This window comes from Rhodococcus globerulus, assembly GCF_019334125.1.
Classification (GTDB): Bacteria; Actinomycetota; Actinomycetes; order Mycobacteriales; family Mycobacteriaceae; genus Rhodococcus_F; species Rhodococcus_F globerula.
Genome location: NZ_CP079698.1, coordinates 3,958,126 through 3,982,952 on the forward strand (window position 1 = coordinate 3,958,126; position 24,827 = coordinate 3,982,952).

At 60.4% G+C, this 24,827-nt stretch carries 25 protein-coding genes and 1 pseudogene; 17 read left to right on the forward strand and 9 right to left on the reverse strand.

Translation table 11 applies throughout. The features are described 5' to 3' along the window. Positions 1-71 precede the first annotated feature (71 nt). The gene (locus KYT97_RS18005) at positions 72-950 is read left to right on the forward strand and encodes an alpha/beta fold hydrolase (protein ID WP_219110369.1); all 879 of its coding nucleotides are present in this window, start codon (positions 72-74) and stop codon (positions 948-950) included. A 2-nt stretch (positions 951-952) separates the two neighbouring features. Here KYT97_RS18005 and KYT97_RS18010 read toward each other — a convergent pair whose 3' ends face one another. The 4 genes from KYT97_RS18010 to KYT97_RS18025 all read right to left on the reverse strand — a co-directional run bounded on the left by KYT97_RS18010 (position 953) and on the right by KYT97_RS18025 (position 4,768). Further along, positions 953-1,930, reverse strand: coding sequence for an ABC transporter substrate-binding protein (locus KYT97_RS18010; RefSeq protein WP_045065601.1), 978 nt, complete (start codon positions 1,928-1,930; stop codon positions 953-955). A gap of 117 nt (positions 1,931-2,047) precedes the next feature. After that, positions 2,048-2,656 (reverse strand): CHAP domain-containing protein, encoded by a 609-nt coding sequence (locus KYT97_RS18015; protein WP_172937116.1) that lies wholly within the window; start codon positions 2,654-2,656, stop codon positions 2,048-2,050. 83 nt (positions 2,657-2,739) lie between these two features. Next, positions 2,740-3,180: a VOC family protein gene (locus tag KYT97_RS18020; RefSeq protein WP_033233714.1), complete on the reverse strand. Its 441-nt coding sequence runs from the start codon at positions 3,178-3,180 to the stop codon at positions 2,740-2,742. A gap of 79 nt (positions 3,181-3,259) precedes the next feature. Further along, positions 3,260-4,768 (reverse strand): HNH endonuclease signature motif containing protein, encoded by a 1,509-nt coding sequence (locus KYT97_RS18025; RefSeq protein ID WP_095887394.1) that lies wholly within the window; start codon positions 4,766-4,768, stop codon positions 3,260-3,262. Between the two features lie 151 nt (positions 4,769-4,919). On the opposite strand from KYT97_RS18025, the gene KYT97_RS18030 reads away from it, so the two are divergent. The 4 genes from KYT97_RS18030 (at position 4,920) to KYT97_RS18045 (ending at position 8,113) form a co-directional block, all read left to right on the forward strand. Then, complete coding sequence (locus tag KYT97_RS18030; RefSeq protein ID WP_219110370.1) at positions 4,920-5,435, forward strand: toxin-antitoxin system HicB family antitoxin; 516 nt, start codon at positions 4,920-4,922, stop codon at positions 5,433-5,435. Between the two features lie 66 nt (positions 5,436-5,501). Continuing rightward, entirely contained in the window at positions 5,502-6,362 is an 861-nt protein-coding gene (locus tag KYT97_RS18035) for a DUF4097 family beta strand repeat-containing protein (RefSeq protein ID WP_033233717.1), read from the forward strand. A gap of 15 nt (positions 6,363-6,377) precedes the next feature. Continuing rightward, positions 6,378-7,319, forward strand: a complete 942-nt coding sequence (locus KYT97_RS18040; RefSeq protein ID WP_045065606.1) for a daunorubicin resistance protein DrrA family ABC transporter ATP-binding protein — start codon at positions 6,378-6,380, stop codon at positions 7,317-7,319. Continuing rightward, the gene (locus KYT97_RS18045) at positions 7,316-8,113 is read left to right on the forward strand and encodes an ABC transporter permease (RefSeq protein ID WP_045065608.1); all 798 of its coding nucleotides are present in this window, start codon (positions 7,316-7,318) and stop codon (positions 8,111-8,113) included. Before KYT97_RS18040 ends, KYT97_RS18045 begins: the two co-directional genes overlap by 4 nt. On the opposite strand, the gene KYT97_RS18050 is transcribed toward KYT97_RS18045, so the two are convergent. Next, positions 8,068-8,862, reverse strand: coding sequence for a 2-phosphosulfolactate phosphatase (locus tag KYT97_RS18050; RefSeq protein WP_172937118.1), 795 nt, complete (start codon positions 8,860-8,862; stop codon positions 8,068-8,070). The two genes, KYT97_RS18045 and KYT97_RS18050, sit on opposite strands and share 46 nt — an antisense overlap. Positions 8,863-8,964: 102 nt before the next feature. Between KYT97_RS18050 and KYT97_RS18055 the strand changes: the two genes are divergently transcribed. After that, positions 8,965-9,978, forward strand: coding sequence for an ABC transporter substrate-binding protein (locus KYT97_RS18055; RefSeq protein WP_239654691.1), 1,014 nt, complete (start codon positions 8,965-8,967; stop codon positions 9,976-9,978). Here the strand turns inward: KYT97_RS18055 and KYT97_RS18060 are convergent. Next, the gene (locus tag KYT97_RS18060) at positions 9,953-11,245 is read right to left on the reverse strand and encodes an MFS transporter (RefSeq protein WP_219110371.1); all 1,293 of its coding nucleotides are present in this window, start codon (positions 11,243-11,245) and stop codon (positions 9,953-9,955) included. The two genes, KYT97_RS18055 and KYT97_RS18060, sit on opposite strands and share 26 nt — an antisense overlap. A 63-nt stretch (positions 11,246-11,308) precedes the next feature. Next, complete coding sequence (gene pip / locus KYT97_RS18065) at positions 11,309-12,268, reverse strand: prolyl aminopeptidase (protein WP_219110372.1); 960 nt, start codon at positions 12,266-12,268, stop codon at positions 11,309-11,311. A 150-nt stretch (positions 12,269-12,418) separates the two neighbouring features. Between pip and KYT97_RS18070 the strand changes: the two genes are divergently transcribed. The 7 genes and pseudogenes from KYT97_RS18070 to KYT97_RS18100 form a co-directional block, all read left to right on the forward strand. Next, positions 12,419-12,829, forward strand: coding sequence for a hypothetical protein (locus KYT97_RS18070; protein WP_033233722.1), 411 nt, complete (start codon positions 12,419-12,421; stop codon positions 12,827-12,829). Between the two features lie 74 nt (positions 12,830-12,903). After that, positions 12,904-13,362 carry a hypothetical protein gene (locus KYT97_RS18075; protein ID WP_033233723.1) on the forward strand — a complete coding sequence of 153 codons (459 nt, stop codon included), beginning with the start codon at positions 12,904-12,906 and terminating at the stop codon, positions 13,360-13,362. 2 nt (positions 13,363-13,364) lie between these two features. Beyond that, positions 13,365-13,961: a hypothetical protein gene (locus KYT97_RS18080; RefSeq protein WP_033233724.1), complete on the forward strand. Its 597-nt coding sequence runs from the start codon at positions 13,365-13,367 to the stop codon at positions 13,959-13,961. A gap of 83 nt (positions 13,962-14,044) precedes the next feature. Beyond that, positions 14,045-14,665, forward strand: a complete 621-nt coding sequence (locus KYT97_RS18085) for a TetR/AcrR family transcriptional regulator (protein ID WP_219110373.1) — start codon at positions 14,045-14,047, stop codon at positions 14,663-14,665. Positions 14,666-14,673: 8 nt separating this feature from the next. Continuing rightward, a complete protein-coding gene (locus KYT97_RS18090) occupies positions 14,674-15,534 on the forward strand; it encodes a 3-hydroxyacyl-CoA dehydrogenase (protein ID WP_219110374.1) in 861 nt (286 codons plus the stop codon). Between the two features lie 151 nt (positions 15,535-15,685). Beyond that, positions 15,686-16,729 carry a ParB/Srx family N-terminal domain-containing protein gene (locus KYT97_RS18095; protein ID WP_219110375.1) on the forward strand — a complete coding sequence of 348 codons (1,044 nt, stop codon included), beginning with the start codon at positions 15,686-15,688 and terminating at the stop codon, positions 16,727-16,729. Between the two features lie 212 nt (positions 16,730-16,941). Continuing rightward, positions 16,942-17,208 (forward strand): annotated as a pseudogene (locus tag KYT97_RS18100) (sulfite reductase subunit alpha); the annotation flags it as partial. Between the two features lie 198 nt (positions 17,209-17,406). On the opposite strand, the gene KYT97_RS18105 reads toward KYT97_RS18100, so the two are convergent. Then, a complete protein-coding gene (locus KYT97_RS18105) occupies positions 17,407-18,873 on the reverse strand; it encodes an FAD-dependent oxidoreductase (RefSeq protein ID WP_342393890.1) in 1,467 nt (488 codons plus the stop codon). Positions 18,874-19,130: 257 nt separating this feature from the next. On the opposite strand from KYT97_RS18105, the gene KYT97_RS18110 reads away from it, so the two are divergent. Next, entirely contained in the window at positions 19,131-20,306 is a 1,176-nt protein-coding gene (locus KYT97_RS18110) for a helix-turn-helix transcriptional regulator (protein WP_219110377.1), read from the forward strand. Positions 20,307-20,415: 109 nt separating this feature from the next. On the opposite strand, the gene KYT97_RS18115 is transcribed toward KYT97_RS18110, so the two are convergent. Next, entirely contained in the window at positions 20,416-21,063 is a 648-nt protein-coding gene (locus tag KYT97_RS18115) for a TetR/AcrR family transcriptional regulator (RefSeq protein WP_045065624.1), read from the reverse strand. A gap of 175 nt (positions 21,064-21,238) precedes the next feature. Here KYT97_RS18115 and KYT97_RS18120 point away from each other — a divergent pair, with 175 nt between their 5' ends. From KYT97_RS18120 to KYT97_RS18130, 3 genes are read left to right on the forward strand one after another with little or no spacing between them, the layout of a single operon-like run. Then, positions 21,239-22,627 carry a flavin-containing monooxygenase gene (locus tag KYT97_RS18120; RefSeq protein ID WP_141486865.1) on the forward strand — a complete coding sequence of 463 codons (1,389 nt, stop codon included), beginning with the start codon at positions 21,239-21,241 and terminating at the stop codon, positions 22,625-22,627. After that, a complete protein-coding gene (locus KYT97_RS18125; RefSeq protein ID WP_141486866.1) occupies positions 22,624-23,778 on the forward strand; it encodes a serine hydrolase domain-containing protein in 1,155 nt (384 codons plus the stop codon). Before KYT97_RS18120 ends, KYT97_RS18125 begins: the two co-directional genes overlap by 4 nt. Beyond that, positions 23,775-24,815 carry an NAD(P)-dependent alcohol dehydrogenase gene (locus KYT97_RS18130; protein WP_219110378.1) on the forward strand — a complete coding sequence of 347 codons (1,041 nt, stop codon included), beginning with the start codon at positions 23,775-23,777 and terminating at the stop codon, positions 24,813-24,815. Before KYT97_RS18125 ends, KYT97_RS18130 begins: the two co-directional genes overlap by 4 nt. Positions 24,816-24,827: the final 12 nt, after the last annotated feature.

The window sequence follows — 24,827 nt, forward strand, 5'->3', positions numbered from 1 at the left end:
ATCGCGCTCATCGAATGCTCATCGAATGCGGCGATGCTGATTGGCATCACCCCGACAAACGAGAGCGACCGATGACGATCACCATCCCAGGCTTCGACTACCAGCAGATTTCCACCCATGACGGCGTGCGGCTCAACCTCGCGATCGGCGGAAGCGGCGCACCGCTCGTCCTTCTTCACGGCTTTCCTCAGACCCATCTCATGTGGCGTCACGTGGCCACCGAATTGGCGTCGGATCACACCGTCATCTGCCCGGATCTCCGCGGATACGGAGCCAGCGACAAACCGGTCGAGGAAAACCCGGACACCTACTCCAAAAGAACAATGGCTGCCGACGTCGTCGAGGTGGCGCAGAATCTGGGACACGAGAGATTCGCTCTCGTCGGCCACGATCGAGGTGCATTGGTTGCCATCAGAGCCGGGTTGGATCATCCGGATGTGATCACACACCTCGGTTCACTGGACGTGCTGCCCACCTTGGATATGTGGGACATCCTGCATGGATCGAATGCGGCCGTGGCATTCCATCTCTACTTGATGGCTCAGCCACCTGGCCTCCCCGAACAGATGATCAGCGCCAGCGCCGACGCGTTCTTCGAGTATTTTCTCGACGTCTGGACGACTGATCGCGAAGCAATTCCGGCCGACGTGCGAGCGGAGTACCTGCGGGCCTCGAGGGAGGCGGTGCCGTCGATCGTTGCCGATTACCGCGCGTCGGCAGGCATAGACGTCGAACACGATCAGGCTGATCGCGATTCAGGCCACCAGCTGCGTATGCCGGTCACCGCCATCCAGCAGGACTGGGGTTCGATGCTCGGCTACGACGCCGAGGCCCTGTGGAAAGCGTGGGCGCCCGATCTCGAGCACCGCACGCTGTCCGCAGGTCACTTCATGGCAGAGGAGGCGCCCACCGACGTGGTCGACGCGATCCGCGCCCTGCTGAAAAGGTAGTTCTAGCGCTTGACCCCGGCCGCCAAGTCGTCGACCAGCACCTTGGCGGTCAAGGCGTATCCCGCGGCCTTGTAGTAGTCGAAGGGAATCACTCGACCGGCCTGTGCGGCGGGCAGTCGCTGCCATGTGGGCGAGGTGTACACGCTGCCGGAGGCGCTGCGATCCAAGGCGAAGATGACGTCAGCTTCTTCGAGACGGTTGAACTGCTCCGACCCGAGCATCACGCGAAGGTCGGGGCCCTCACGGAGCACCTCGAACCCCAGGTCCTCGGCGACGGCGGTGCGGAAATCGTTCTGGAACCACGCGATCTGATCCTCTGCGGCGGCAACGAAGGCAACCTTCTTGCCGGCCATCAGCGGTTCGACGGTAGGGCGGACCTGAGCCACATGGGCGTCGTACTCGGCCAGCACTTCTTCGGCGCGATCGCTGCGCCCGATGCCGGTGAGGAAGTCCGACATGACCTTTCGCCACTCCGGGGTGAAGTCCTTGCCGACGGGCAGGACTGGTGCGATCTGCTGCATCCGGTCGTTGCCGTACGACCCGGTGTCCCACCACCCGGCACTGAGGACCAGAAGGTCTGCACCGAGGGTCGAGATGTACTCGAAGTTGGGATCCGAAGCACCTTCGGCGAAGATCTCGACGCCTGTGGCACCAGGAACTTCACGACGGAGATGTTCAGCGGCGCCGGCGGGGTAGGCGGTCACCGGGTATCCGGCGAGGATCGAGAGTTCGAGGCCGTCTCGCGGATCGAGAGCAACCACATTCTGCGGGTCCGTCGGAATGATCAGCTTCTCGTCGCCGCGCGTGAACTCGAAGGTCTCCGCGTTTTCGGTCGTCGCACCCTCTGAACTGCTGCAAGCGGCTAGAAATGCAGCGGCGGCAACGCCTGCTCCGACGCCGAAGAATCCGCGTCGGGTCAGGTTGTTCACGATCGCCCAGTAGTCACGATCGGTGGTGGTCGGAGAAAGAAGTCGCGTCATGTTAATTAGGTTAGCCTTAGGAACTTGCGCCGGGAATGGGAAAACAGCTCCCACCAGCGCCAATAAATACGGCGAATACGCCAGCGCGGCGGCAGACGAATCCCAGCCCTACCCCTACTACGAGGTTGAATCAGGGGTAAAGAGACCGAAACCCACGACCGCAGAATCGGATGCCCAATCCAAATCGTGTACTCGAACCTTCCCGAACTCGTTGCCACCTACGGTGATTGCCTTGTCTCCGTCGACGGATACAACAATATTGGTGTGCTGACCGGACCATCGTGAACTGTCGTAGATCACGACGTCGCCGATTTCAGGTGTGTAACTGCCGTCGTTCTCGGCGTAGGCGTCAATTCCCTGGTAATACTCCTGGAGGGTGTAAACACCTGGAATACGCCAACTTCCGGAGTTCGGATTGGAGAGCGGGCGTCCGGCTTCTCGCATGATCCAGCTGACAAAATCAGCGCACCATTCCTCGTCAATTCCCTCGGAGTAGAAGGTGCCTGGACGGTCCTGCTCATGCTCGGACTGCAGTAATTCGAGTACGCGCACTTGATCCGAGGAGAGTCTGCTCGCATCAACTTCCGGGAAATCGGCAGTATCCCACGGCAAGTAACGCGAGGGTGCGAATGCCACAACGACGGCACCGACCACAACAACGATGCCGAGTACCCCGGCAATCCAGATCAGGATTCGACGTCGACGGTTCGGTTCGGCAGGACTCACCCTGACGAGTGTGCCAGCTCGCTCGGAATCCAATCGCTGAGCGAGAGGTTATGTCCGCACTATGTGGGTCAGGCGCATGCCAGTCAGCCGATCTGCTCGAACAGGGACACGATGATCCCTTCTGGCCCACGCACGTAGGCCATCCGCACGCTGTTCTCGTACTCTCCGATACCGCCGATGAGCCCGTACCCGTCTGCGGCCACCGCGTCGACGGCCGCCTGGAGGTCGCCGACCTCGAAGGACACATTGCGCAGCCCAAGCTCGTTGGCCATCGCCGTTGGCGATCCGGGCACGTGATCGGGCGTAACGAAGGACGAGAGCTCCAGCCGGGATCCTTCGCCCGGTGGCCGCAGCATTGCGATCTGACAGTGCGCGCCGGGGATGCCACAGACGGTCTCCACGAATTCACCCTCCACGGACCCGGTGCCCTCTAGCTCTAGACCCAGTCCGACGAAGAACGCCGTTGCGGAGTCGAGGTCCGCGACGGTAATACCGATGTGGTCGAAACGTTGTACGTGTGCCATGGGATCCATCTTCCAATTGTTCTCTTGTTTGTTGTCTTGCCGGGACGGAATCGGCGGCTGAGAATTCCCATAGCTTGATTCAGAATGGCGGCGGGTCGTTGCCGTAGTCGACGGGTTTGTGAGGCACGCGCTTTCGCGGTGTGGAGATCGGGAACGTTTGCCGGCGTTTCCGTTCCGCGTGTTGTGCTGTGCGGTGCTGAATCTTGACACGCCGGAGCTTCCGCTCACCTCGGATGCGGGCAGCTTTGTTCTCGAGTCGTGTTCGTCGCGGTTTGCCGCCTTCCGGTGGCGGTGGTTCCTGTTGGCTGGCGAGTAGTCCGGCGGCTCTGGTGCGGTAGCAATGGCCGGTCTGCGAGGTCAAGGTGAGGCTGCGATCCGGGTTCGGGTCCAGTTGCCACTTCCCGGAATGCTTGAGGCGGTGATGGTTGCGGCAGAACGCACTCAGATTCGACGCGACCGTTTTCCCGCCGCTCGCGGGGTTGGTGTGGTTGAACGGATCGTTGTGGTCGAGGTCGCAATTCCAGGCCGGGACATCGCAGTGCGGCCATTGGCAGCTTCCCGCGATGACCCGCAGCCACGCATCGAGTGCCGCTCCGGGGCGGTACACCGTCGCCGAGGCGGGATCAGGTGATTCCGGTACTCGCACTTCCCGAACGTCTGCGTCTTTCACGATGTCGCGGGCATGCTCGGCACTGATCACGCCAAAGCCGTCGAGATGTGCAGGTTCGTTCGATCCTGGACTCAGGGTGGAATCGTGTACTACGACATGTACCAACGGCCGGCGCATGATCACCAAACCACTGCGGTCCTGCGGGCAATCACCGCGGTCGCAGTCGCACACCAACACCGTCGAACCACTCACCAAAGCGCCCAACGCATCCGCGCGCCGCTGCTCATACGTACGGGAATCACGGCGACACACCGACATCGCCAACTCCCGCAACCGGCCGTCAAAGGCGCGGGCCTGCTCCGCCGGGATACTGCCCAAGATGCGGGCCATCCCGTCCTCGGCGGCACTGACCCCCACGAACCGATCCGCCAGGGCCCGGCGGCGTCGTTCCCGCATCCCCTCCGGATCGACGCGGGCGACGATCCGGTCGATCGCCGCCGTCAACCGGCGACCCGTCAACCCGGTACCGCCGTCCACGGGTGGAGCCAACACCTGCTCGAGCAGCAAGCGTTCGACCTCGTCGATCAGCTCGTCACCGACATTCGAGGTCGCGGATTCGATCAAAGAGACCCGATAGAAGTCGAGTTCGCCGCGGGACATCGCCGCCCGCGTGCGATGCAACCGCGTCTTCAACGCAAAACCCAACCCGATGAGCTTTCCGGCCGCAGCACGGCCCATCGTCAGGACCGCGCCGACCTCGGATTCGGCCAACTCGTGCGCCGACGACGTCCACGTGCCACCGTCGACATGCTCGGCGCTGCGGCGGGTGAAGAACTCCGCCACCACCGCCAGTTTCCGCTCGACCAACATCGCTTCACATGAATGCAACTCGGCCATCAAATCGACGAGGGCGCAATCGGTTTCGGTACCACTCAGCTGTGCTGAGATACCGAAACTCCCCACCCCCGAATCGAACATTCCCCCACCCTAATCGAAATTCTGTTCGAATAGAACAGCTATTCGAAACCAGTCGGAAAAGTCCGAAAAAAGTGCCTGCGATGTCCTGACGCATCACAATGTGTGCCACGTACCTATTGCCATGGCATCAAAGTGGTGCCATAGTGGTGCCATGGACTTGACACCGTACGTCGACAACCTTCGCCACGAACTCGCGGTGGCTGCCGAAGCCGGCGGAGAAGACGCAAAGGCACTCGCCGAACGTTTGACCGCACCGCTGGAATCAGCAGTGCGACTCACTCTCCTCGACGCGTTGTCCGCGGCGGCAGCAGAAATCACTCGCGACCTCGCACCAGGCTCGGTGGATCTCCGCTTCCGGGGACGCGAACCAGAATTCGTTGTGACACCCGCCCTCAGCGAACCGACTCCGGCAGACGTCGAAGAGCAACCGACGCCAGTTCCACGCGCCATCACGGAGTCCGACGACGCGGCGATGACTCGAATAAACCTGCGCCTAGGTCAAGAACTCAAGGACCGGGTGGAGGCAGCTGCCCGAGAGGCCGGGATATCGGTCAACGCGTGGCTGGTCCGCTCGGCTGCGGCCGCACTGGAAGGCAATCCGAGCCGAAACACGCCGAGGCAACAACCGTCCCGAGGTTCCGAGAGCTTCACCGGCTGGGTGCACTGACACCAGACTCTCTTCTCGCACCAACCCCTTTCACCAACCGAAGACAACATCATCGGGAGTATCACCATGCCTGTATTCAGCACACCGGACCCCATCATCGCGAGCATCGACGTAACTGTCGGACATATCCGGATCAGCGCAAGCGACCGTGACGACACCATCGTGGAAGTACTGCCCACCAACTCATCTCACGACGCCGACATCCGCGTCGCCGAACAGACTCGCGTCGAATTCGCTGGTGGACGACTCCAGATCAAGACGCCGAAACAGCGTGGACTCGGCATCTTCGGCAAAACCGGATCTGTCGACGTCTCCGTTCAACTTCCCTCCGGCTCGGAACTCGAGGGTACCGCTGCAGTCGCAAGCCTCCACGCCACCGGCACACTGGGAAGATCTCGCGTGAAACTCTCGAGCGGGGAATGCGCACTCGACACCACCGGACCACTCGACATCAGCACCGGCGCAGGCACAATCACCGTCGAGCACGTCGTGGGCGACCTCGATGCGAGCACCGGATCAGGAACCATCCGCATACGCCGCATCGACGGCAACGCGGTCATCAAGAACTCCAATGGCGACAACAACATCGGCGCGATTACGGGCACGCTCAAGGCAAAAACGGCAAACGGCGACGTTATCGTGGAGCACGCTGAATCTGATGCCACTGCCGCAACAGCCAACGGGGACATTCGCTTCGACAGCATCGAGAGTGGAGTTGTCTCCGCGAAAACCGCTGCCGGGAAGATTCATATCGGCGTTCGATCCGGAACCGCCGCTCGATTCGACGCCCATACCTCCTTCGGCCGCGTCGACAACCAGATGAACACCACACACGGACCGGCATCCACCGAGCGCAGAGTGGATGTCCGCGCACATACCAGCTACGGCGACATCGTCATTCGACGTTCGGAGCCTCCAAAAATCTAGCGAAAGGGAACGCTGATGACCCGCAAACCAGCTATCACCGCAACGGGCCTGACAAAGTCTTACTCCGACAAAACGGTACTGGACGGAATCGACATTTCCGTCGACAGTGGCACCGTCTTTGCGCTTCTCGGCCCAAACGGCGCCGGCAAGACCACCATCGTGGAAATCCTTTCGACCCTTGTTCCCGCGGACGGCGGCAACATCCGCATCGCGGGGTACAACCCATCCGACGATCCAGACGCGGTGCGTGCGCGCATCGGTGTCACCGGACAATTCTCGGCGGTGGACGACTATCTCAGCGGCGAGGAGAACCTTCTCCTCATGGCCGACCTTCATCACCTGAGCAAAGACGAACGCCGCACTCGCACTGACGATCTCCTGAAGAAGTTCGATCTAGTCGACTCCGCCGGAAAGCTCGCATCGACATACTCGGGTGGAATGCGCCGAAAGCTCGATCTTGCAATGACATTGATCGGCCGGCCGGAGATCATCTTCCTGGACGAGCCCACCACCGGCCTCGATCCTCGGAGTCGACGCTCGATGTGGCAGATCATCCGCGAGTTGGTGAGTGGCGGCGTCACCATCTTCCTCACAACGCAGTACCTCGAGGAAGCCGACCAACTGGCCGACCACATCGCCGTACTCGACCACGGCCGGATCGTGGCCGAAGGAACCGCTGCAGAACTCAAACGACACATCCCAGGCGGACATATTCGCCTGCATTTCGCAGACCGAGTCCAACTCGACTCTGCTGCAGATATTCTCGACCACTCCTCGCGTGACGAGGCTGCCTATGTTCTGCAAGTTCCCAGCGACGGTGGCGTCAGGTCACTGCGCTCTGTTCTCGACCAACTCGACGCTCACTCGATCGATGTCAAGGAACTCTCCGTCCACACACCGGACCTGGACGACGTGTTCCTGACGCTGACCGCCACCGAAAGGACCGACGCGCGATGACTACTGCAACTCTTGCCTACCAGGACTCGAAAACCATGCTGCGCCGCAGCATTCGCCACATCGTGCGATATCCGTCGATGACGGTGATGCTGGTCGGGATGCCGGTCGTCTTCCTGTTGCTGTTCGTCTACGTTCTCGGCGGGACACTCGGGAACGGCCTCACCCCGGGTGGCGGTGGTGGCGGACGGGCGGAATACGTCAATTATGTTGCCCCGGCGATCATTCTGATGACGGTTGCCGCGGCGGCGCAGGGTACTGCCATCTCCGTTGCCACCGACATGACTGCGGGGATCATCGCACGATTCCGCACGATGGCAATCACACGCACTTCTGTTCTCACTGGCCACGTTCTGGGCAGTCTTCTTCAAACGATAGTAAGCCTCGTTGTTGTCATCGCGGTGGCCGTCGCCGTCGGCTTCCGGCCGAGCGCCGGCGTTGTCGAATGGGTCGCCACGTTTGCGCTCCTCATCTTGGTGTCGATTGCCATGATCTGGTTGTCCGTTGCCTTCGGACTTGTGAGCAAGAGCGTCGAGACGGCAAGCAATCTTCCAATGGTGTTGATCCTCTTGCCTTTCCTCGGAAGCGGATTCGTGCCGACCGAGTCGATGCCAACCGTATTACGATGGTTCGCCGAGTATCAGCCGTTCACTCCGATCATCGAAACGCTCCGGGGACTACTTCTCGGCGAAGCGATCGGAAACAACGCAATTCTCGCAGTCGCGTGGTGCGTCGCGATCACCTTCCTCTCCTACCTCTGGGCGCGTAGTTTGTTCAACCGTCGCCCGGTGCGCTGAGCTCGAAACACACGATCTTCGAGAACAGGTACGGTGTCGCTGTCGTCGAGTTCGGAGGCGATGGCGACGTCGTGCGGAAACCCGAGAACCATCAACTCGCGCCCGGAGGCGCAGTCCCGTAGGCGGTCTTCGATCGAATCCGATACCGCCGCCCATGCATCTGCTGCCATCCGAGACTCCGGCGATACGGACCCGTTCCAGCCGGCCTCGATCAACGCCTCGATAACAGCACCCGCTCCCCACAGATCTTCCACCGCCGGACGCAATTCTCCACCGGGCCACTTCTCTCCGGACGCAACGATCGCCACCCGGGATCGGGAACCGTGTTCGTGCACAACCCAATCTGCTACCGCCGATGCGTTCCTCAACGAAGCACCCACACAAACCGGGCCAAGGGCCGCCAGCGCAAACGCGATCGTCGACCCGTTCGGGGACGGCAATACCAACCGTCGCGGACGTTCCGAATCGCGAATCGACTTGGGAGACAAACTGATCTGGCCTTCAGAAGCCACACTCCGTCGCACAGCCAGAACCGCGTCGACGTCGCGAGCGTAGTCAGCCGCACTCTCGTCGTACCAGGAATAAGGAAAGACCTCGATTCCTGCATCAGCGGCGACGCTCAGAGTCGTCGTGAACGAGAGAACATCAACCACAATGGCCAGGTCAACACCAGTAGCAATCGCTTCGGCACCTGCTCGGCCCCAGTCGAATCGAAGTCCGTACTCGAGTTGGCGATGTTCCGAATTCATGGCGCAAGCATCCCAGAAGAGAGGTACCGACGCTTTGTCAGGAGTTTCTCGTCTATGGTTAGGGTACCCCAATAACTGAAGGACGAGATTGCTGTGAATCCCATGTTGAGCCGCCGTGCCATGTTGTCGGTCACCTTCGCCACTGCAGCAGGTTTTGTCCTTGCTGCCTGCGGTGACAGTGCGAATGACGAGTCCACTACGAGCGCCGAGGGCGGCCACGCCGAACCGGGCGCCTTCCCTGTCACGATCGATCACAAATTCGGGTCCACCACAATCGAGCAGGCCCCCAGTCGTATCGCAGCTGTCGGTATCGGTGACGCCGATGTCCTACTTTCCCTCGGGCTGACGCCCGTCCTGGTCCCGGTGTGGAAGGGCTCAACCGACGACGGAATCGGTGTCTGGGCCGACTCGGCCGTTCAGGGCGCTGAGCCGACACCATTGGCCAACGCCACCACCGAGTTCGATATCGAGACGATTATCGCTGCGGCTCCGGACTTGATCATCGCGGTCAACAACGCGATCGACGAAGACCTGTACAAGCAGCTCAGTGCAATCGCACCTACGGTGCTGCACGCTGCCGATCAGACCGATTGGGTTCTGCCCTGGCAGGAAGTGACAACCCGTATCGGTACTGCCGTGGGCGTTCCCGCACAGGCCAAGCAAGAGGTGCAGGACGTCCAGGATCTGATCACTCGCACTCGCGCCGAGAACCCTCAGTTCGAAGGCAAGACAGCAGCACTCGTCATTCGGTGGAGCGACGGCAATCTGCGCGCATTCAGCCCCGAGGCCGCACGGGCGCAGCTGCTTACTCAGTTGGGGTTCACGGCGCCTGCCGCACTGAAGGAGCGATTTGCGGGCAAGCTGAACTACGAGATCTCCGCCGAGAACTACGACCTTCTCGAATGCGACTACCTACTCTTCGACAACTACGAGAAGGCTCGCCCCGAGATGGAGACGCAGGCTGCGTTCACCAATTTGAACGTCGTGAAGTCCGGTGGCCTGATCAGCTTGGACCCCATCGTCAGTGATGCGGTGTCCATGCCGAATCCACTCACCATTCCGTTTGTCCTGGAAGACTTCGTCGCGAAGATCAATCAGACGATCGCGGCTCGATAGCCTTCGTTCGACCTGACCACACCCACAACGCCACAGCTGACACGGCCACACAGACCGAAACGATCACCCACGGTGACGCCGGCGCTGCGTGGCCGTTGTCGACGAGGTCGTACACAAAGCCGACTCCCACCGTTCCCAGCAGCGCAAGCAGCCCTCCGATCGTGTTGAGCATGCCGAAGTGCGCCCCGAGATTGCTTTCACGGCCGAGGATCGCGATGGTGTCGCGCATCGGTGGCACCATCAGCATCTGACCCAAGTGGAGCAGTCCGATCCAGAGCGCCAGCCCGACTATCTGCGTCGACGCCGACGCCTCGGTACTCACACCGGTAGCCAGTGGCACCAGGAACGAACCGGAAATCAGCACCAGCCCGAAGGCGATCGCTCGGCGATGACCAATGCGGTGAGCCACTGCAACTGTCGGCCCCTGCCCCACTATCACCAGTACCGCCGCGCCCACGTAAAACCAACCGAGCGCAGACTGGGACCCGATTCCGCGCTCGAGTTGTTCGGGAAGCATCAGGTACAGCTGGCTGTAGGCAACCAACTGAAAGCTGCACAGGGTGGCGAAGATCAGGAAGCTATTGTTGGTCAACACACTTCGCCACACGTCGCGCAGCGTATAAGTCGACACCGGATCCTCGTGCGCGTCGCCCGGACGGGGAAACCAGACGAAGAACCCCACCCACATAATCACGAACAACAGAGCTGCCGCCGACGCCGTCCACGAGAACGGAAACACCAGCAGAGCAGCACCGAGCGCCGGACCGATCACAGTTCCCAGTCGGCTGCACATCTGTTCCACTGCAAACAAATCGGTACGACGCATGATGCCCGAGGACTCGAGTTCGCGACCGTATTCAGCGTTGGCCGACTCCACCGCCGGAGCAAAGAGCGCAGCGGCAAATCCCACCAGGAGTACTCCGACAATCACGGCGGCCATACTCTCGGCCAATCCGAGCATCAAAAAACCGACTACTCGAACGGCGATGCCCAACAGAATGATCGGACGCTTACCGAATCGGTCGGCGAGGCTTCCGCCGATGAAGAACATGCCCTGCTGACTGAACATGCGTAGCCCGAGAACCAGGCCGACAATCCATGCCGCAAAGCCAAGATCTTCCGAGAGATGTACCGCGAGAAAGGGCACAACGAGGTAGAACCCGATGTTGAACAACACCATCGACAGAAGCAGTAGCTTCACAACTGGCGGTAGAACGCGAACCTTCGCGAAGGTCTTACTACCGGGGAAACGCGTACTGAGCACCACAACCGAGAACACTATTGCCCGAGCGGGCTTCAGTGGAAATTACCTGCCCGGAAATGACGTGCCCTACGCGGAGCGGCCAACCGCATTCAGCGCTTCCACTATTGCCTCGTTGAATCCACCGCCGCCGTGACCGGCGTCGCCTCGCACTACCAATTCACTACCCGGCCAGCTTTTGTGAATCGCCCAGGCAGTGTCGAGCGGGCCGGAGACGTCGTATCGCCCGTGTACGAGGATCGCCGGTATCTCTGCGAGACGATGCATTCCGTCCATGATCTGATTGGGCACGAGGAAGCAATCGTGGCTCCAGAAGTGCGTCACCAATCGGGTGAACACCCGCCGGAAGTCCGGATTTTCGTATCGCTTACTCGGAGTCCACCCTGGCATCAGCGATACATGTACGTCTTCCCACCGGCACCACTGAAGCGCAGCATTTTCCTGCACAACAGGATTCGGATCCGCAAGCAACCGCGCGTACGCCGCCGGAAGGTTTCCGTCACGTTCATCCATCGGCACCGGCTCGATGAACTCCTCCCACTCGCGAGGGAACACTCTGCCCATGGCGCGGGTGATCCACTCGATTTCGGTGTTGGTGCCACCGGTGATCGCACCCAACACCATCGCGATCACACGCTCGGGAAAGGCCTGCGCGTACACCAGCCCCAAACTGACGCCCCAGGAAAGACCGGTGACGATCCATCGTTCGATACCGAGATACTCGCGCAGGCGCTCGATATCGTCGAGGATGTGGGCCGTTGTGTTCACCGTGAGATCGACGTCGGGCCCGTCCGCCAGCGGGCGGCTACGCCCACACCCACGTTGATCGAACAGGACTGCGCGGAAAATATCGGGGTCGAAGAACCGTCTGGCGCCGAGCGTGCACCCCGAACCCGGCCCACCGTGGAGATACAGAACCGGAACACCCGTAGATATCCCGACGCTCTCCCAGTACAAGGTTTGCCCGTCCGAGGTGTCGAGCATCCCTGATTCGTACGGATCAACCGGAGGAAACAAGTAAGCACTCATGGATCGATCCTGCCATCCGAGCAGCCGTCGGCGAACATCGACTTTCCAAAAACATTGTCCACCAGAATAATTCGACGACTCGTCAGGCAGCATGTTTCGCTCTCCGATGTGCGGGATATGCAGCGAGAACGGCCGACGGGTGGAGAACTCATGAAACGAATGATCGCAGCACTCATCGTCGCGGGCGCCCTCGTGTCCCTACCCGCCTGTGGCAATGACGACACAAACACAGAGACGGCAACCAGAACCAGCAACACTGCCGAATCTACGACCGTTCAAATCAGCTCCGTCACCTCCACCGCCGATCTGGGAATGATCGACCAGGCAAAACTGGCAGCATTTGTTGTGGCCTTCCGCACCGCCTACGCGGATCTCTCTCAGGATCGCGACGACGAAAGCATCCAGGAAATTGTGTTCAGCTCGTGCAACGCCATCGCCGACGGTGCGACCGAGCAAGAGGTCACCAAGGAGATCCGGGATCTCGCCGCGAACGACGGCACGGAAGCGACGCAGACTCAAGCCGAGCAGATCTACAAATTGGTGACACCGGCCTGCCCATGACGAGCACAGCTAAAGCACTTGTCGGCCCGGTGGCCTACCGTGTGTAGGACATCGCGTCGACGGGAGCACACCACATGCGTGAAGGTTTTCGCTTACCCGGCTATGGCGGTGCCGCGGTTTTCCTACGCAGCCACGCTGTTCCGGCTCGGGTGCTCGACACAGCGGCCCCGATCCTGGTGTTCGACGTAGGATTGCTCAGCCCCGACGAATACAACCAATACCTCAGCCGACGTGCCGACGACGGGTTCGTGGAACGGCTGTCGACATTCTTCTTCCACGCCGCGGCCGACTTCCACCCGGAGTTGTCACTGCCAACTTTCAGTGACGAGACCCTCGGCTTGACGATCTCCGTCCGCTCCAGCACCGATCAGCGCGTCGAACTCGAATTCTCGCTTGCCGGAGACGCGACCGGATCGGACTCCGAACGCGATGAAATGGGCTTCGAGACAAGCAGAGTCGTCCTCGCTACCTCAGCTCAATCGGTGAGCCGACTCAGTGGTCGGACGAGCTCGCATTTCGACGGGGAGGCGTAGCCATGGGATTCCTGTTCGAACTTCTCGATTTCCCCGACGGCAGTCGGATGACGGATCTGTGGAACAACACGTGGGCCGACGAAGCGAAGAGTGAAGAGATCGCGTCGGGTCACTTCATTCACCTCGGCGACGATCAGCACGTCGACGTCGAAGCCGACTTCCTGAGTAGCCATCTGCCGTTTCACGTCGCCGGATTCGGCGGAACCTTTCCAGACGGCAAACCCTGGATGTTCATCATGCAGAAAGCACCGGCCGATATCGCGATTCTCCTTCGTGGACAGGAAGATCCGCACTCCATGCTGCGCGAAGCACTCGACCGCGCGATGGAATTCAACCCCGATGCCCTAGTCGCAGAGGAGATGTCCTGGCATCACGGCGATCTCGTGAACATCTACGAGGACGAAGGTGTCCTGGCCTCCGCTGCCGAAAAGTGGTCGGTGGCCGATCTGCTGCGTGGACTTCTGGCGCAATGTTGCGGGGTGGACTTGACCGACATTGTCTCGGGATTCCCGGACTGCGCTTTCCCGGACACCGCGCACGCGTGTGAGGACGATGTTTTCAGCGACATCTTTGCGCGATGGGTTGCCGGCCTGCAGTGATGTGACGAGGTAGACAACCACTCGAAACATTTCGGAGTAGACTCATTTATGAGCGTGATCCGAAATGAAACGAGGTGAGCGGGATGACGAAGACAGACCACGAGTTGGGTCGTCGCGAACGCAACAAACTCGAGAAACAGACACGCATCTTTGAAGCCGCAGCCGAACTGTTCGCAGAAAAGGGCTACAGCGCGGTCACAACACAAGAAATCGCCGACCGCGCCGATGTAGCCGGCGGCACTCTCTTTCGTTACGCCGCAAGCAAAGCCGAGCTACTGCTCATGGTCTACAACGCGGAGTTCCGGAAGCAGATCGAACTGGGAGAAGAACGTGAAGCCAAGTCGACGGACACGGAAACCCGTGTACTCGAGCTTGTTTCACCGCTGCTGATCGCCAGCCGCCGAAACGACGAGAACACCGGCATCTATCAACGAGAAGTGTTGTTCGGCGAGCCGACCGAATGTTTCCGGGCCGAAGGCCTGGAACTGTCGCAGCGCCTACAAGCGCGGATTGCAGCGATCTTGGCCGAGGCTCATCCCGACCACACCGCCCACACCACCACCGCAGCTCGAACAATTTCGAACGTGCTGCACTTCGAGATAGCCCGCGCGGCATTGGACCGGATCACGGCTGACGAACTCACGAACATCGTTGCCGCACAGGTCCGATTGACGCTTGCCGGACTACCCACCGAAAAGGATTGAGGATCACAATGTCTGAACTGAAGCAGATCACCGTTCTGGGTACCGGGGTTCTCGGCTCGCAGATCGCCTATCAGACCGCGTACCACGGATTCGACGTGGTCGCGTACGACATCAACGCGGAGGTCATCGACAAGGCCAAGGCCCGGTTTGCATCGTTGGCCGCCGCCTACAAGGCGGAGAACGTCAAGGGTGCTGCCGAAGGCAAGGCTGACGAAGCGCTGCAACGTATTACGTACTCGCACGATCTCACCGAAGCCGTGGCCAAGGCCGATCTGGTCATCGAGGCAATTCCCGAAGACATCGGCATCAAGCGCGATACGTACGAGAAGCTCGCTGCAGTAGCTCCGGAACACACGGTATTTGCGACCAACTCCTCGACGCTCCTGCCGAGCGATCTCAAGGAGTTCACTGGTCGCCCCGAGAAGTTCCTGGCTCTGCACTTCGCAAATCACGTGTGGGTCAACAACACTGCCGAGGTCATGGGCACCGAGTCCACCGACCCCGCCGTGTACCGAGAGGTCGTCGAGTTCGCGAAGAACATCGGCATGGTGCCGATCGAGCTCAAGAAGGAGAAGGCAGGTTACGTACTCAACTCCCTCCTGGTCCCGCTCCTCAATGCTGCCTCCGACCTACTGATCGACGGCATTGCCGATCCCGACATGGTCGACAAGACGTGGCGTATCGGCACCGGGGCGCCGTTCGGGCCCTTCCAGATCATGGATGTCGTCGGGCTGACCACCGTCTACAACATTTCCTCCCAGGGCGGCGAGAAGCAGCGCGAATTCGCTGACTACATCAAGAAGAACTACATCGACGAAGGCAAGCTCGGCGTCGCAGTCGGCGAGGGCTTCTACAACTACAAGAGCTGATCACTTACCAGCAGACCGCGCGGTGGCCGCTACGTGAATTCACGTCGCGGCCACCGCGCAGTCGTCTGTTGGCAGTATGCCCGAAACACTTCTGAGCGATTGTGGCGCAAGCTTCTTCACGTGTGACCACATCCTCAGGAGACTTCCCTATATGCGTCGTTCCGCTATCTCGGCTATCACTACGCTGGCGCTTCTCGGCGCCGGAACATTGGCCGGCACACCCGCCGTCGCCGCTCCGCTCGCGTGTGGCGGTATCTCGACTGGTTCATTCTCCGGCTCGGCCGGCGGTTCGGAGTACCTGTGTGCGCAGGAAGGTGACCTTCTCGACGTACGCATCGGCGACGTACACGCCACGCAGCCTTCCCTCGGATACGACGAGGTGTACTACAAACTCGGTCGATACACACTCGGCAAAGACGAGATCAACAAGAAGTTCGACGACTGGTGCGAAGCCAACGGTCAAATTGAGGCCGAAACAGCCTCGGAGACATCATCACTGAAGGATCCGGCATCCTTCACCTGCGCACAACCGGTCGGCTCGGAAACCGCCGAGAGCATCGCGCCCATGAAGACAGTTGTGGTCGGGCCACGCGGCGAGCTCTATCTCACCGACGGACACCACACCCTCACGTCGTTCTACGAAACGCCGGACGGCGGCCCTGACATGCACGTTCGACTGCGAGTGCTCGGCAACCTCAGCAACCTGAGCGAGTCGGCATTCTGGGCCGAGATGGAGAAGAACAAGTGGGTGTGGACGCGCGACGTCGACGGCAACCAGGTTTCGGTGCAGTCATTGCCTAAGGGCGTCGGCCTGGCCAACTTCGCCGACGACAAGTACCGCAGCCTTCTGTACTTCGCCCGCGACATCGGCTTTGCGCCCGGCTCGATCCCGTTCCAGGAGTTCTACTGGGGTGCCTGGGTTCGCGACGCCTCGCCGGTCGATCTGAGCGGCTGGAACAACAACGATCTCACCAGCTACCTCAGCACCGTCAAGGCTGTGTCACAGGCTCAGACCACATTGCCCGGTAATGCCGTCGTCGACAGCGGTTTCACCGCCACCGATCTTGGCGTACTGACCGCCTGGAATGACGGGAAAGCGGAATCGAAGGGCGAGTTCGCCAAGCTGTCGAAGCCGTACACAGACGACAAGCCGGGCAAGATCGCCTACTCACTGGCCTACAAAGCAACCCTCTGACCTGCAACGATGAATTTCACATCGATGAAGCTTGACTAAGGCTTCACTCAGTAATCTGATCCCATTCGGGTGTCGCTTCAGCGAAGCAGCGACGCCCTGCCCTGACGGATACATGCCGTCATATCTGCCCAGACGAACCATTGCCGGGCAACCAGGTGTCGTTTTCCCAGGCAGGCGGCATCTCCCCCGCAGCGCGGGCGCTGTTCGAGTACTTCTTCGGTGATCAGCATCAGTCGAGTGACTTCATCTACGAGGACGAACTGAACGGACTGACCCGCGACGGCGTACTGACGCGCCTGGATCTGGCCCTCTCGCGTGATCAGTCCGAGAAGATCTACGTCGAGACTCGTATGCGCGAGCAGGGCCGGGAGTTGTTTGCCTGGCTAGAAAAGGGCGCCCACGTGTACGTCTGCGGCGACGCCACCCGGATGGCAAAGGACGTCGACGACGCGTTGCGCGAGGTGGTCGCCGAGCACGGTGTTCGACACCCACGGGTCCAGTTCCCACACCACCTACCTGACCCGGCCTCCGATCGCCTCGCCTTCGAAGCGATACGAACCGCCCCCCAACCGAATCAGCGGTCATGGACGTCTGGGAGGACGTCATGAGCAGCATTTCTGCAGCATCCTGACGCCCGAAGTTCTATCGGTGAACCGCGACTACGACGTGCTCGGATATCAAAGTGGTCCGCATCTGACGTCAAAGCGCTCACGAACGGCGCCAAGTGTCTGCCGATGGTGTTCCCGGTCATTGTGATGCGTCCGCATGAATCGGAGAGTTTCAAGCATCCTGCGCGGAATGGGATACCAACGATCGAAGTTGAGACCACAGTTCAGGAAGACCTTGTTCGGGACGGCGTCGAAGATGAGGCTGAGGTTGTACTGACCAAGCGTAAGTGCTGTCCAGATCAAGGTCTCTCTGGACTTGCGGGCCAGATCTTCACCATCGAGCTCGTAGAGTGGTGTCTCGTCGAGCTTGCCGAGGAACAACAGGTGGGTCAGAAAGTAGCTGGCGAACGATGAGAATCCAATCGTCACTGACCGCGTATTGATCGACAATGTCGTACCGTAAGTCGAAATATAGGGTTCGTATTCAGTGTCAGTTCGGAGAAGATAACCCGAGCAGTTCACCAGCCAGCTCCCGGGCTGTATGATCCTCGTTTCTCCACTGCGATATAGGATTTCGAGTCCGTCGGGCTGGTCGATCGCGTCGTCAAAGTACTCCATGTCGACAGTGTTAAGTCCGGACGAGATCGTCGCGGCTTCCGATTCCGAGAGCAGTCCGTTGAAGAATCGTCGTGATGGCTGGATCGGTTCCAGTCCGTGGGTTGCCTGAAACCAGTCCCTGACCTCATCCTCGTTTGTGCCATCGAATCGAAGCGCGATCTCATTGAACATGCGGGTTGGTAGCGTTCCCTTCCACAATCGTCGGGCACCGTTGGGAAACATGTCGTCCCTGTTGATGAAGTACGTTCCGGCCCCGGCGATGACGTTGACTTCCCTCCCCGGGTATTCGGTTACCGCTGCGTAGGCGGTATCCATTGCCGTTTTTCCGCCGCCGACGATCCAGATCGGCGTATCGCTTGCATGCATCTCCTCGCTTCGGATGTCGAAGAAATCCGGCGATACAGAGTGGATCTGTTCACTCGATACCGACAGCGGTTCGTTTGGGTTGACCCCGAAGCCCCTCGCTTTGATGACGCGCGTTGCGGCGATCGCAAGGCGTTGTCCTGTTTCCGATTGCGCAGTGATGCGATTGCCATCCGCCGACTCAGCGTGGGAATCGACTGTCCACCCGAAGTACTCGATGACCTGAACGCGTTTCTTGATGACGTCGAGGCAATGCGTGAAGTGATCCAGAACCTCGGGCTTGGTCGCCAAATACGATCTCTCTTGGCCCAAGGTCCACTTGATGTTTCCGGCGGTGAACAGTGGGTGGGGCTGGTGCAACCGAATGTAAGGGTAGGTGTCGCTCCACATCCCGCCGGGCCGGTGGCGTCGGTCGATGAGAATGATCTTGTGGTCGCGCGATAGATACTGTGAAGCGACCGCTGCAGCATTCAGTCCCGCGATCCCGGCGCCGACGATGCAAACATCGCACTGATCCATGAGTGGCCCTGATAGTGCTGGACTTGGACTATTCATTTCAACCTGCCTAGCTCGGAGTGTGCGGAGCGGTTTCGACTGACTCGACCAGGAGAGTGATCGTGATCTCCTTGGAGTTTCGGGTCGCAGGTTGATCTGTCAGCGCCCCCGGTCGGGCATCGTGATCGAATCCGGGTTCGGGATCCACCACCAGCACATCACTCGCTGTCGGCTTTGTCCTCGTGCAAACAGATGAGATCCGCGATAATCGAATGGACACGCGCGACGCCGCACACCTGACCCCACAGGGGTGGTCGATGATCACAGTTGACGAATTCTCCCGGCTCGTGGCCGCGATCTACGCATCGGCCGTCGATCCTGAACACTGGAATTCGACGCTTGCCGATTTTGTGCGAGCCTTCGACGGTGTCGGTTGCGGCCTGCTGACCTCGGGACCGACCAACCGGAAATCCGACGTGATGGTAAAGCAGATAGGTAAAGATCCTTCCGCGCTATCGACCTACAACGCCTATTACGGTCGGCTCGACTATGTGGCAGAAGCCGTGGAGAAGTCTCCGATCGGCCATATCCACACGGGGACCGAACTGATCCTCCCCAACACGAACACGGAGTTCTATGCCGACTGGTGCCGCCCCAACCGCTTCGGCGATGGCCTGTTCGTCCGTCTGACCGGAGGCAATTCCAGTGCATGGCTGGGGATTGCCGCATCCAGGGACTCGGAGCCGTTCGGAACCCCTGATCGACTCAGACTGATCAGGCGGTTGGTTCCGCACCTCCAACAGGCGATTCACACCGAAGCGAAACTCGTACACCTCAAGCAGGGCGAATGCGCTCTCTCTACCGCACTCGAGCAGGTCGAGCGCGGTATCGTGATCATCGGACTGGATGGTCGGATTATGCGGCTCAACTCCAGAGCTGAGACAATCCTCGCTTCCGGTGACGGCCTACATCTCGGTCAGCATGGGTCCATTGGAGCGTCGTTCGCTCGTACCGATCGAAAACTCCGAGACCTCATGTACCTCGCGACGGACTCACACGATAACCGGGTTCCTCGCGGCGGCACACTTTCCTGCCCTCGCCTTTCCGGGCGCTGCGACTATGCCGTTCATGTAGTTCCTCTCGCCGCGGACATCGCCGGAATCGGCACGGTCGGACTGGGCGAAGCGCGAGCCGCCGCACTCATCGTGATCGACGACCCGGATCGCGAAACCGATTTGGACACAACCGCATTGCGCGAGTTGTACGCACTCACCGGCACCGAGTCGGAAGTCGCCCTGCGCCTAGCACAGGGCGACAGGATGGAGCTGATTGCCGAGAATTTCTCCGTCTCGATCACCACAGTCAGGACCCACCTTCAGCACATCTTCGACAAGACCGGCACGCACCGCCAAGCCGAACTTGTGCACCTTCTCCTGTCCGCCGGTCCAACTCTTCACGACAATGTTCAAGGCCGCTTCAGGCGGCTTCCGTGACGAACAATCCGATCCAGGCCGAGAAGCGCCGAGCCCAGCCGGAGAACTTCTCACCGGCACAATCAGAGTGGAGATCGACCCGAACTAGCGACAGGCCACTACTGCTCGTCTACTGCTCGTCGCGACTCTTCGACCCCGGCAACAAGGCTGGGAACCAGATATCGGTCAGGACCTCCGCTGCCTGAACCCGGGTCACGTCGATGGTTCCCTGAACCGCCCAGCGGGTGAAGAAGCGCTCGAGTTGGCTGACCAGCAGTTCGACGCGCAGCCGAGCCTCGTCGCGCTGATCGGACGGCCACCGCTCGAGATATTTCGGCATCGCATTCGGCAGCTGTGTCATCCCGTCACGCGCAGTGATCCGGAATTCCGGCTCGAGTGCTACCGCCTCGTCCCACGCCGGCAGCAGCCTCTTGTTCTCGTCGAACCAGTCGAATGCCCGCTCCAACCACGCGGTGAATTCCGCGCGCGAATGTGTGTCGAGCACACGGTCGAGATCAATGTAGAAAGTGAACGCACTGGCGGCCATACCGGCTTCCCCGATGGTCTTCAGCATCGCCACCTTGCTGGGGAAATGCACGTAAAACGTGGCTCTACTGCATCCGACAGCCGAGGCGATGTCGTCGACCGTTACTGCCGCGTACCCGCGTTCTTCGAACAAAATGCGAGCAGCGTCCACGAGTTTGGCCCGCGTCGCGCGCTTCTGCTCGTCCCGCAGGGTGCCCCGCTTGCCTTTTCGACCATCCGTTGCCGTGCTCACATCAACTACCTTCGTTCACTTTGCGCTCTCTGGCAAATCGCCGACTCATCGTCATCGAGCAACATTGCGTCACTCATTGACACAACGTCAGCCAATGATGCACTATGACTCAAGTCACTTTCCGGGCTTCGACTCTTCGTCTCGATGTCCGGATCAGAACAGAAAGCGATGGCGTATGAGCCCCACGAATTTGCCGAGAGTCTGCATCATCGGCGCCGGGCCGACCGGAATCACGACGGCCAAGCGAATGAAGGAATTCGGAATACCCTTCGACTGCTACGAAGCATCCGACGAGGTCGGCGGAAACTGGTACTACAAGAACCCCAACGGCATGTCGGCCTGCTACCAGAGCCTGCACATCGACACCTCCAAGTGGCGATTGGCATTCGAGGACTTTCCCGTCTCCGCAGACCTACCCGATTTCCCGCACCACTCCGAACTTTTCCAGTACTTCAAGGACTACGTCGAACATTTCGGCTTGCGCGAGTCGATCATCTTCAACACCAGTGTTGTTGCAGCAGAACGTGATGCAGACGGACTCTGGACCATTACGCGCTCAGACGGCGAAGTCCGCACCTACGACGTACTGATGGTCTGCAACGGCCACCACTGGGACCCCAACATCCCGGACTACCCGGGCGAGTTCGACGGCGTCCTGATGCACAGTCACAGCTACAACGACCCGTTCGATCCGATCGACATGCGCGGCAAGAAGGTCGTCGTGGTCGGAATGGGCAACTCCGGCTTGGACATTGCGTCCGAACTGGGGCAGCGATACCTCGCTGACAAACTCATCGTCTCGGCGCGCCGCGGCGTGTGGGTGTTGCCGAAATACCTGGGCGGAGTGCCCGGAGACAAATTGATCACCCCGCCCTGGATGCCCCGCGGTCTGCGCCTGTTCCTGAGTCGCCGATTCCTCGGAAAGAACCTGGGAACCATGGAGGGCTACGGACTGCCCAAGCCAGACCACCGCCCCTTCGAGGCCCATCCGTCGGCCAGTGGCGAGTTCCTGGGACGCGCCGGGTCCGGCGACATCACCTTCAAGCCGGCGATCACCAAACTCGACGGAAAGCAGGTTCATTTCGCGGACGGCACAGCTGAGGACGTCGACGTAGTCATCTGCGCAACCGGTTACAACATCAGCTTCCCCTTCTTCAGCGATCCGAATCTGCTGCCGGACAAAGACAATCGATTCCCGCTCTTCAAGCGAATGATGAAGCCCGGAATCGACAACCTCTTCTTCATGGGACTGGCTCAGCCCATGCCGACACTCGTCAACTTCGCCGAACAGCAGAGCAAGCTCGTCGCGGCCTACCTGACCGGTAAATACCAACTGCCAACCCCCAGCGAAATGCAGGAGATCACCAAGGCCGACGAGGCGTACTTCCTCGCCCCCTATTACAAGTCTCCGCGCCACACCATTCAGCTCGAGTTCGATCCCTACGTCCGCAACATGAACAAGGAAATCGCCAAGGGCACCAAGCGCGCCGAGGCTTCGGGGAACAAGCTCCCCGTCGCGCCGCGTGCCGCAGCGCACGAGCTCGAGAAGGCGGATCGCATATGAGCCTGGTAAATGGCCACTGCAACAGCGAGTTCGAGGCCGTCTACAACGCCTTCGAAGCGCAACTGGCATCCGGCGAGGAACTGGGCGGCTCCATCGCCATCACCGTCGACGGAGAATCCGTCGTGGACATCTGGGGTGGCTACGCCGACGAATCCCGCACCACTCCTTGGGGTTCCGACACCATCGTGAACACCTTCTCCATCACCAAGACCATGGCAGCACTGTCCGCGTTGCTTCTTGTCGAACGCGGACAACTGGACGTCTACCAGAAGGTCGCCCACTACTGGCCCGAGTTTGCGGCAAACGGCAAGGAAGACATCGAAGTTCGCCACCTGCTGTCGCACACGTCGGGGGTCTCGGGCTGGGAGCGCCCGATCGAACTGAAGGACATCTACGACCTCGAGACGTCTACCGCCCGCCTCGCCACCCAGTCTCCGTGGTGGACGCCAGGTACGGCGTCGGGCTATCACGCGATCAACTACGGACATCTGATCAGCGAAGTCATCCGACGCATCGACGGGCGGACCCTCGGCAGGTTCTTTGCCGAAGAGCTTGCCGGCCCGCTGGGCGCCGACTTCCACATCGGCACGTCCGCAGAGCATTTCGGCCGAATCGCAACTCTTGTTCCGCCGCCGGCGCTGGAATTCGATCTGTCCACGCTCGACCAGGACAGCATCTTCATCAAGACCCTGACCTGCCCCTTGCTCGACTACCCCGAGGTCAATACCGCGCCCTGGCGCGAAGCCGAAATCGGCGGGGTCAACGGCCACGGAAACGCACGTTCGATTGCACGAGTTCAATCTCTGATTTCGTGTGGCGGTGAACTCGACGGCCAGAAGTTGCTCTCGCAGAGCACTATCGACTTGATCTTCGAAGTCCAAGCCGATGGCATCGACCTCGGGATCATGACTCCCCTCAAGTTCGGTATCGGCTACGGACTGCCGCACCCGGATACCGCACCACTCGTTCCAGGCGGACGCGCGTGCTGGTGGGCCGGAATCGGCGGCTCGATGCTGGTCAACGATCTGGACCGTCGGATGACCTTCGCGTACGTCATGAACAAAATGGCACCGGGCCTGATCGGGTCCGACCGCAGCAACGCCTACCTGAGCGCTGCGTACAACTCCGAGATCAGTGAGGTCAGTTCATGAAGGCAGCTCAGCTCATGGGGCCTGGTCTCCTCGAGATCAACGACGTGCCGATCCCCGAGATCGGTCCGTCGGAACTGCTGATTCGGGTGGGCGCAGCGGGAATCTGCCACTCCGACCTGCACCTGCTGCACTTTCCGTACAAGATGCGCGAAGAACCGCTGACAATCGGCCACGAAATTGCCGGAACGATCGAAGCCGTCGGGAGTAGCGTCGACGGCCGTTCCGTCGGAGAGCGTGGCGTCGTCTACCTGTGCTGGTCCTGTGGACAGTGCCGAGAATGCATGAGCGGCAACGAGAACATGTGCCTCGCTGCCGGACGAACCGCAATGCCTCCCTGTCCCGGGCTCGGTCCCGAAGGCGGCATGGCCGAGTACGTGAAAATCCCGGCCCGCTCCTTTGTCCCCATCGGAGATCTCGACTTTCTCCAGGCCGCACCACTCGCCGACGCAGCGCTGACCAGCTACCACGCCATCCGTGGCGCTCGTGAGCATCTGCAGCCCGGCGCCACCGCCGTGGTAATCGGAGTCGGCGGCCTCGGTCACGTTGCAGTACAAATACTTCGCGCAATCAGTGCCGTGCGCGTCATCGCCGTCGATGTCGGCCAGGATCAACTGGACCTGGCGAAGCGTTGTGGGGCCGACATCACCCTCGAATCAGGGCCGGACACCGCGCGACAGATCCTGGACCTCACGTCGGCCAGAGGTGCAGAAGTTGTCTTCGACTTCGTCGGTATTGATGCCACGGCGCAGATGTCTGTCGAATCCGTTGCGCCCAACGGCGCCTACCGAATGGTCGGCCTCGGTGGTGGAAACCCCGGAATCACCGCAGAGGCTGCCGGCGGACCTGGCTGGCCGTGGGGTGCATCGGTCCGGAAGTCGTATGGCGGCACCAGAAACGACCTCGTCGATTCCATCGCCCTGGCGCAGGCCGGTCTGGTAACGGTAGAAGTGGCCCGCTTCGACCTCGCTGATGCCCGCGACGCACTCGATCGTCTCGAGCACGGCAAGGTCACCGGACGCGCAGTGCTCGTACCCTAATTCTCGAAAGGT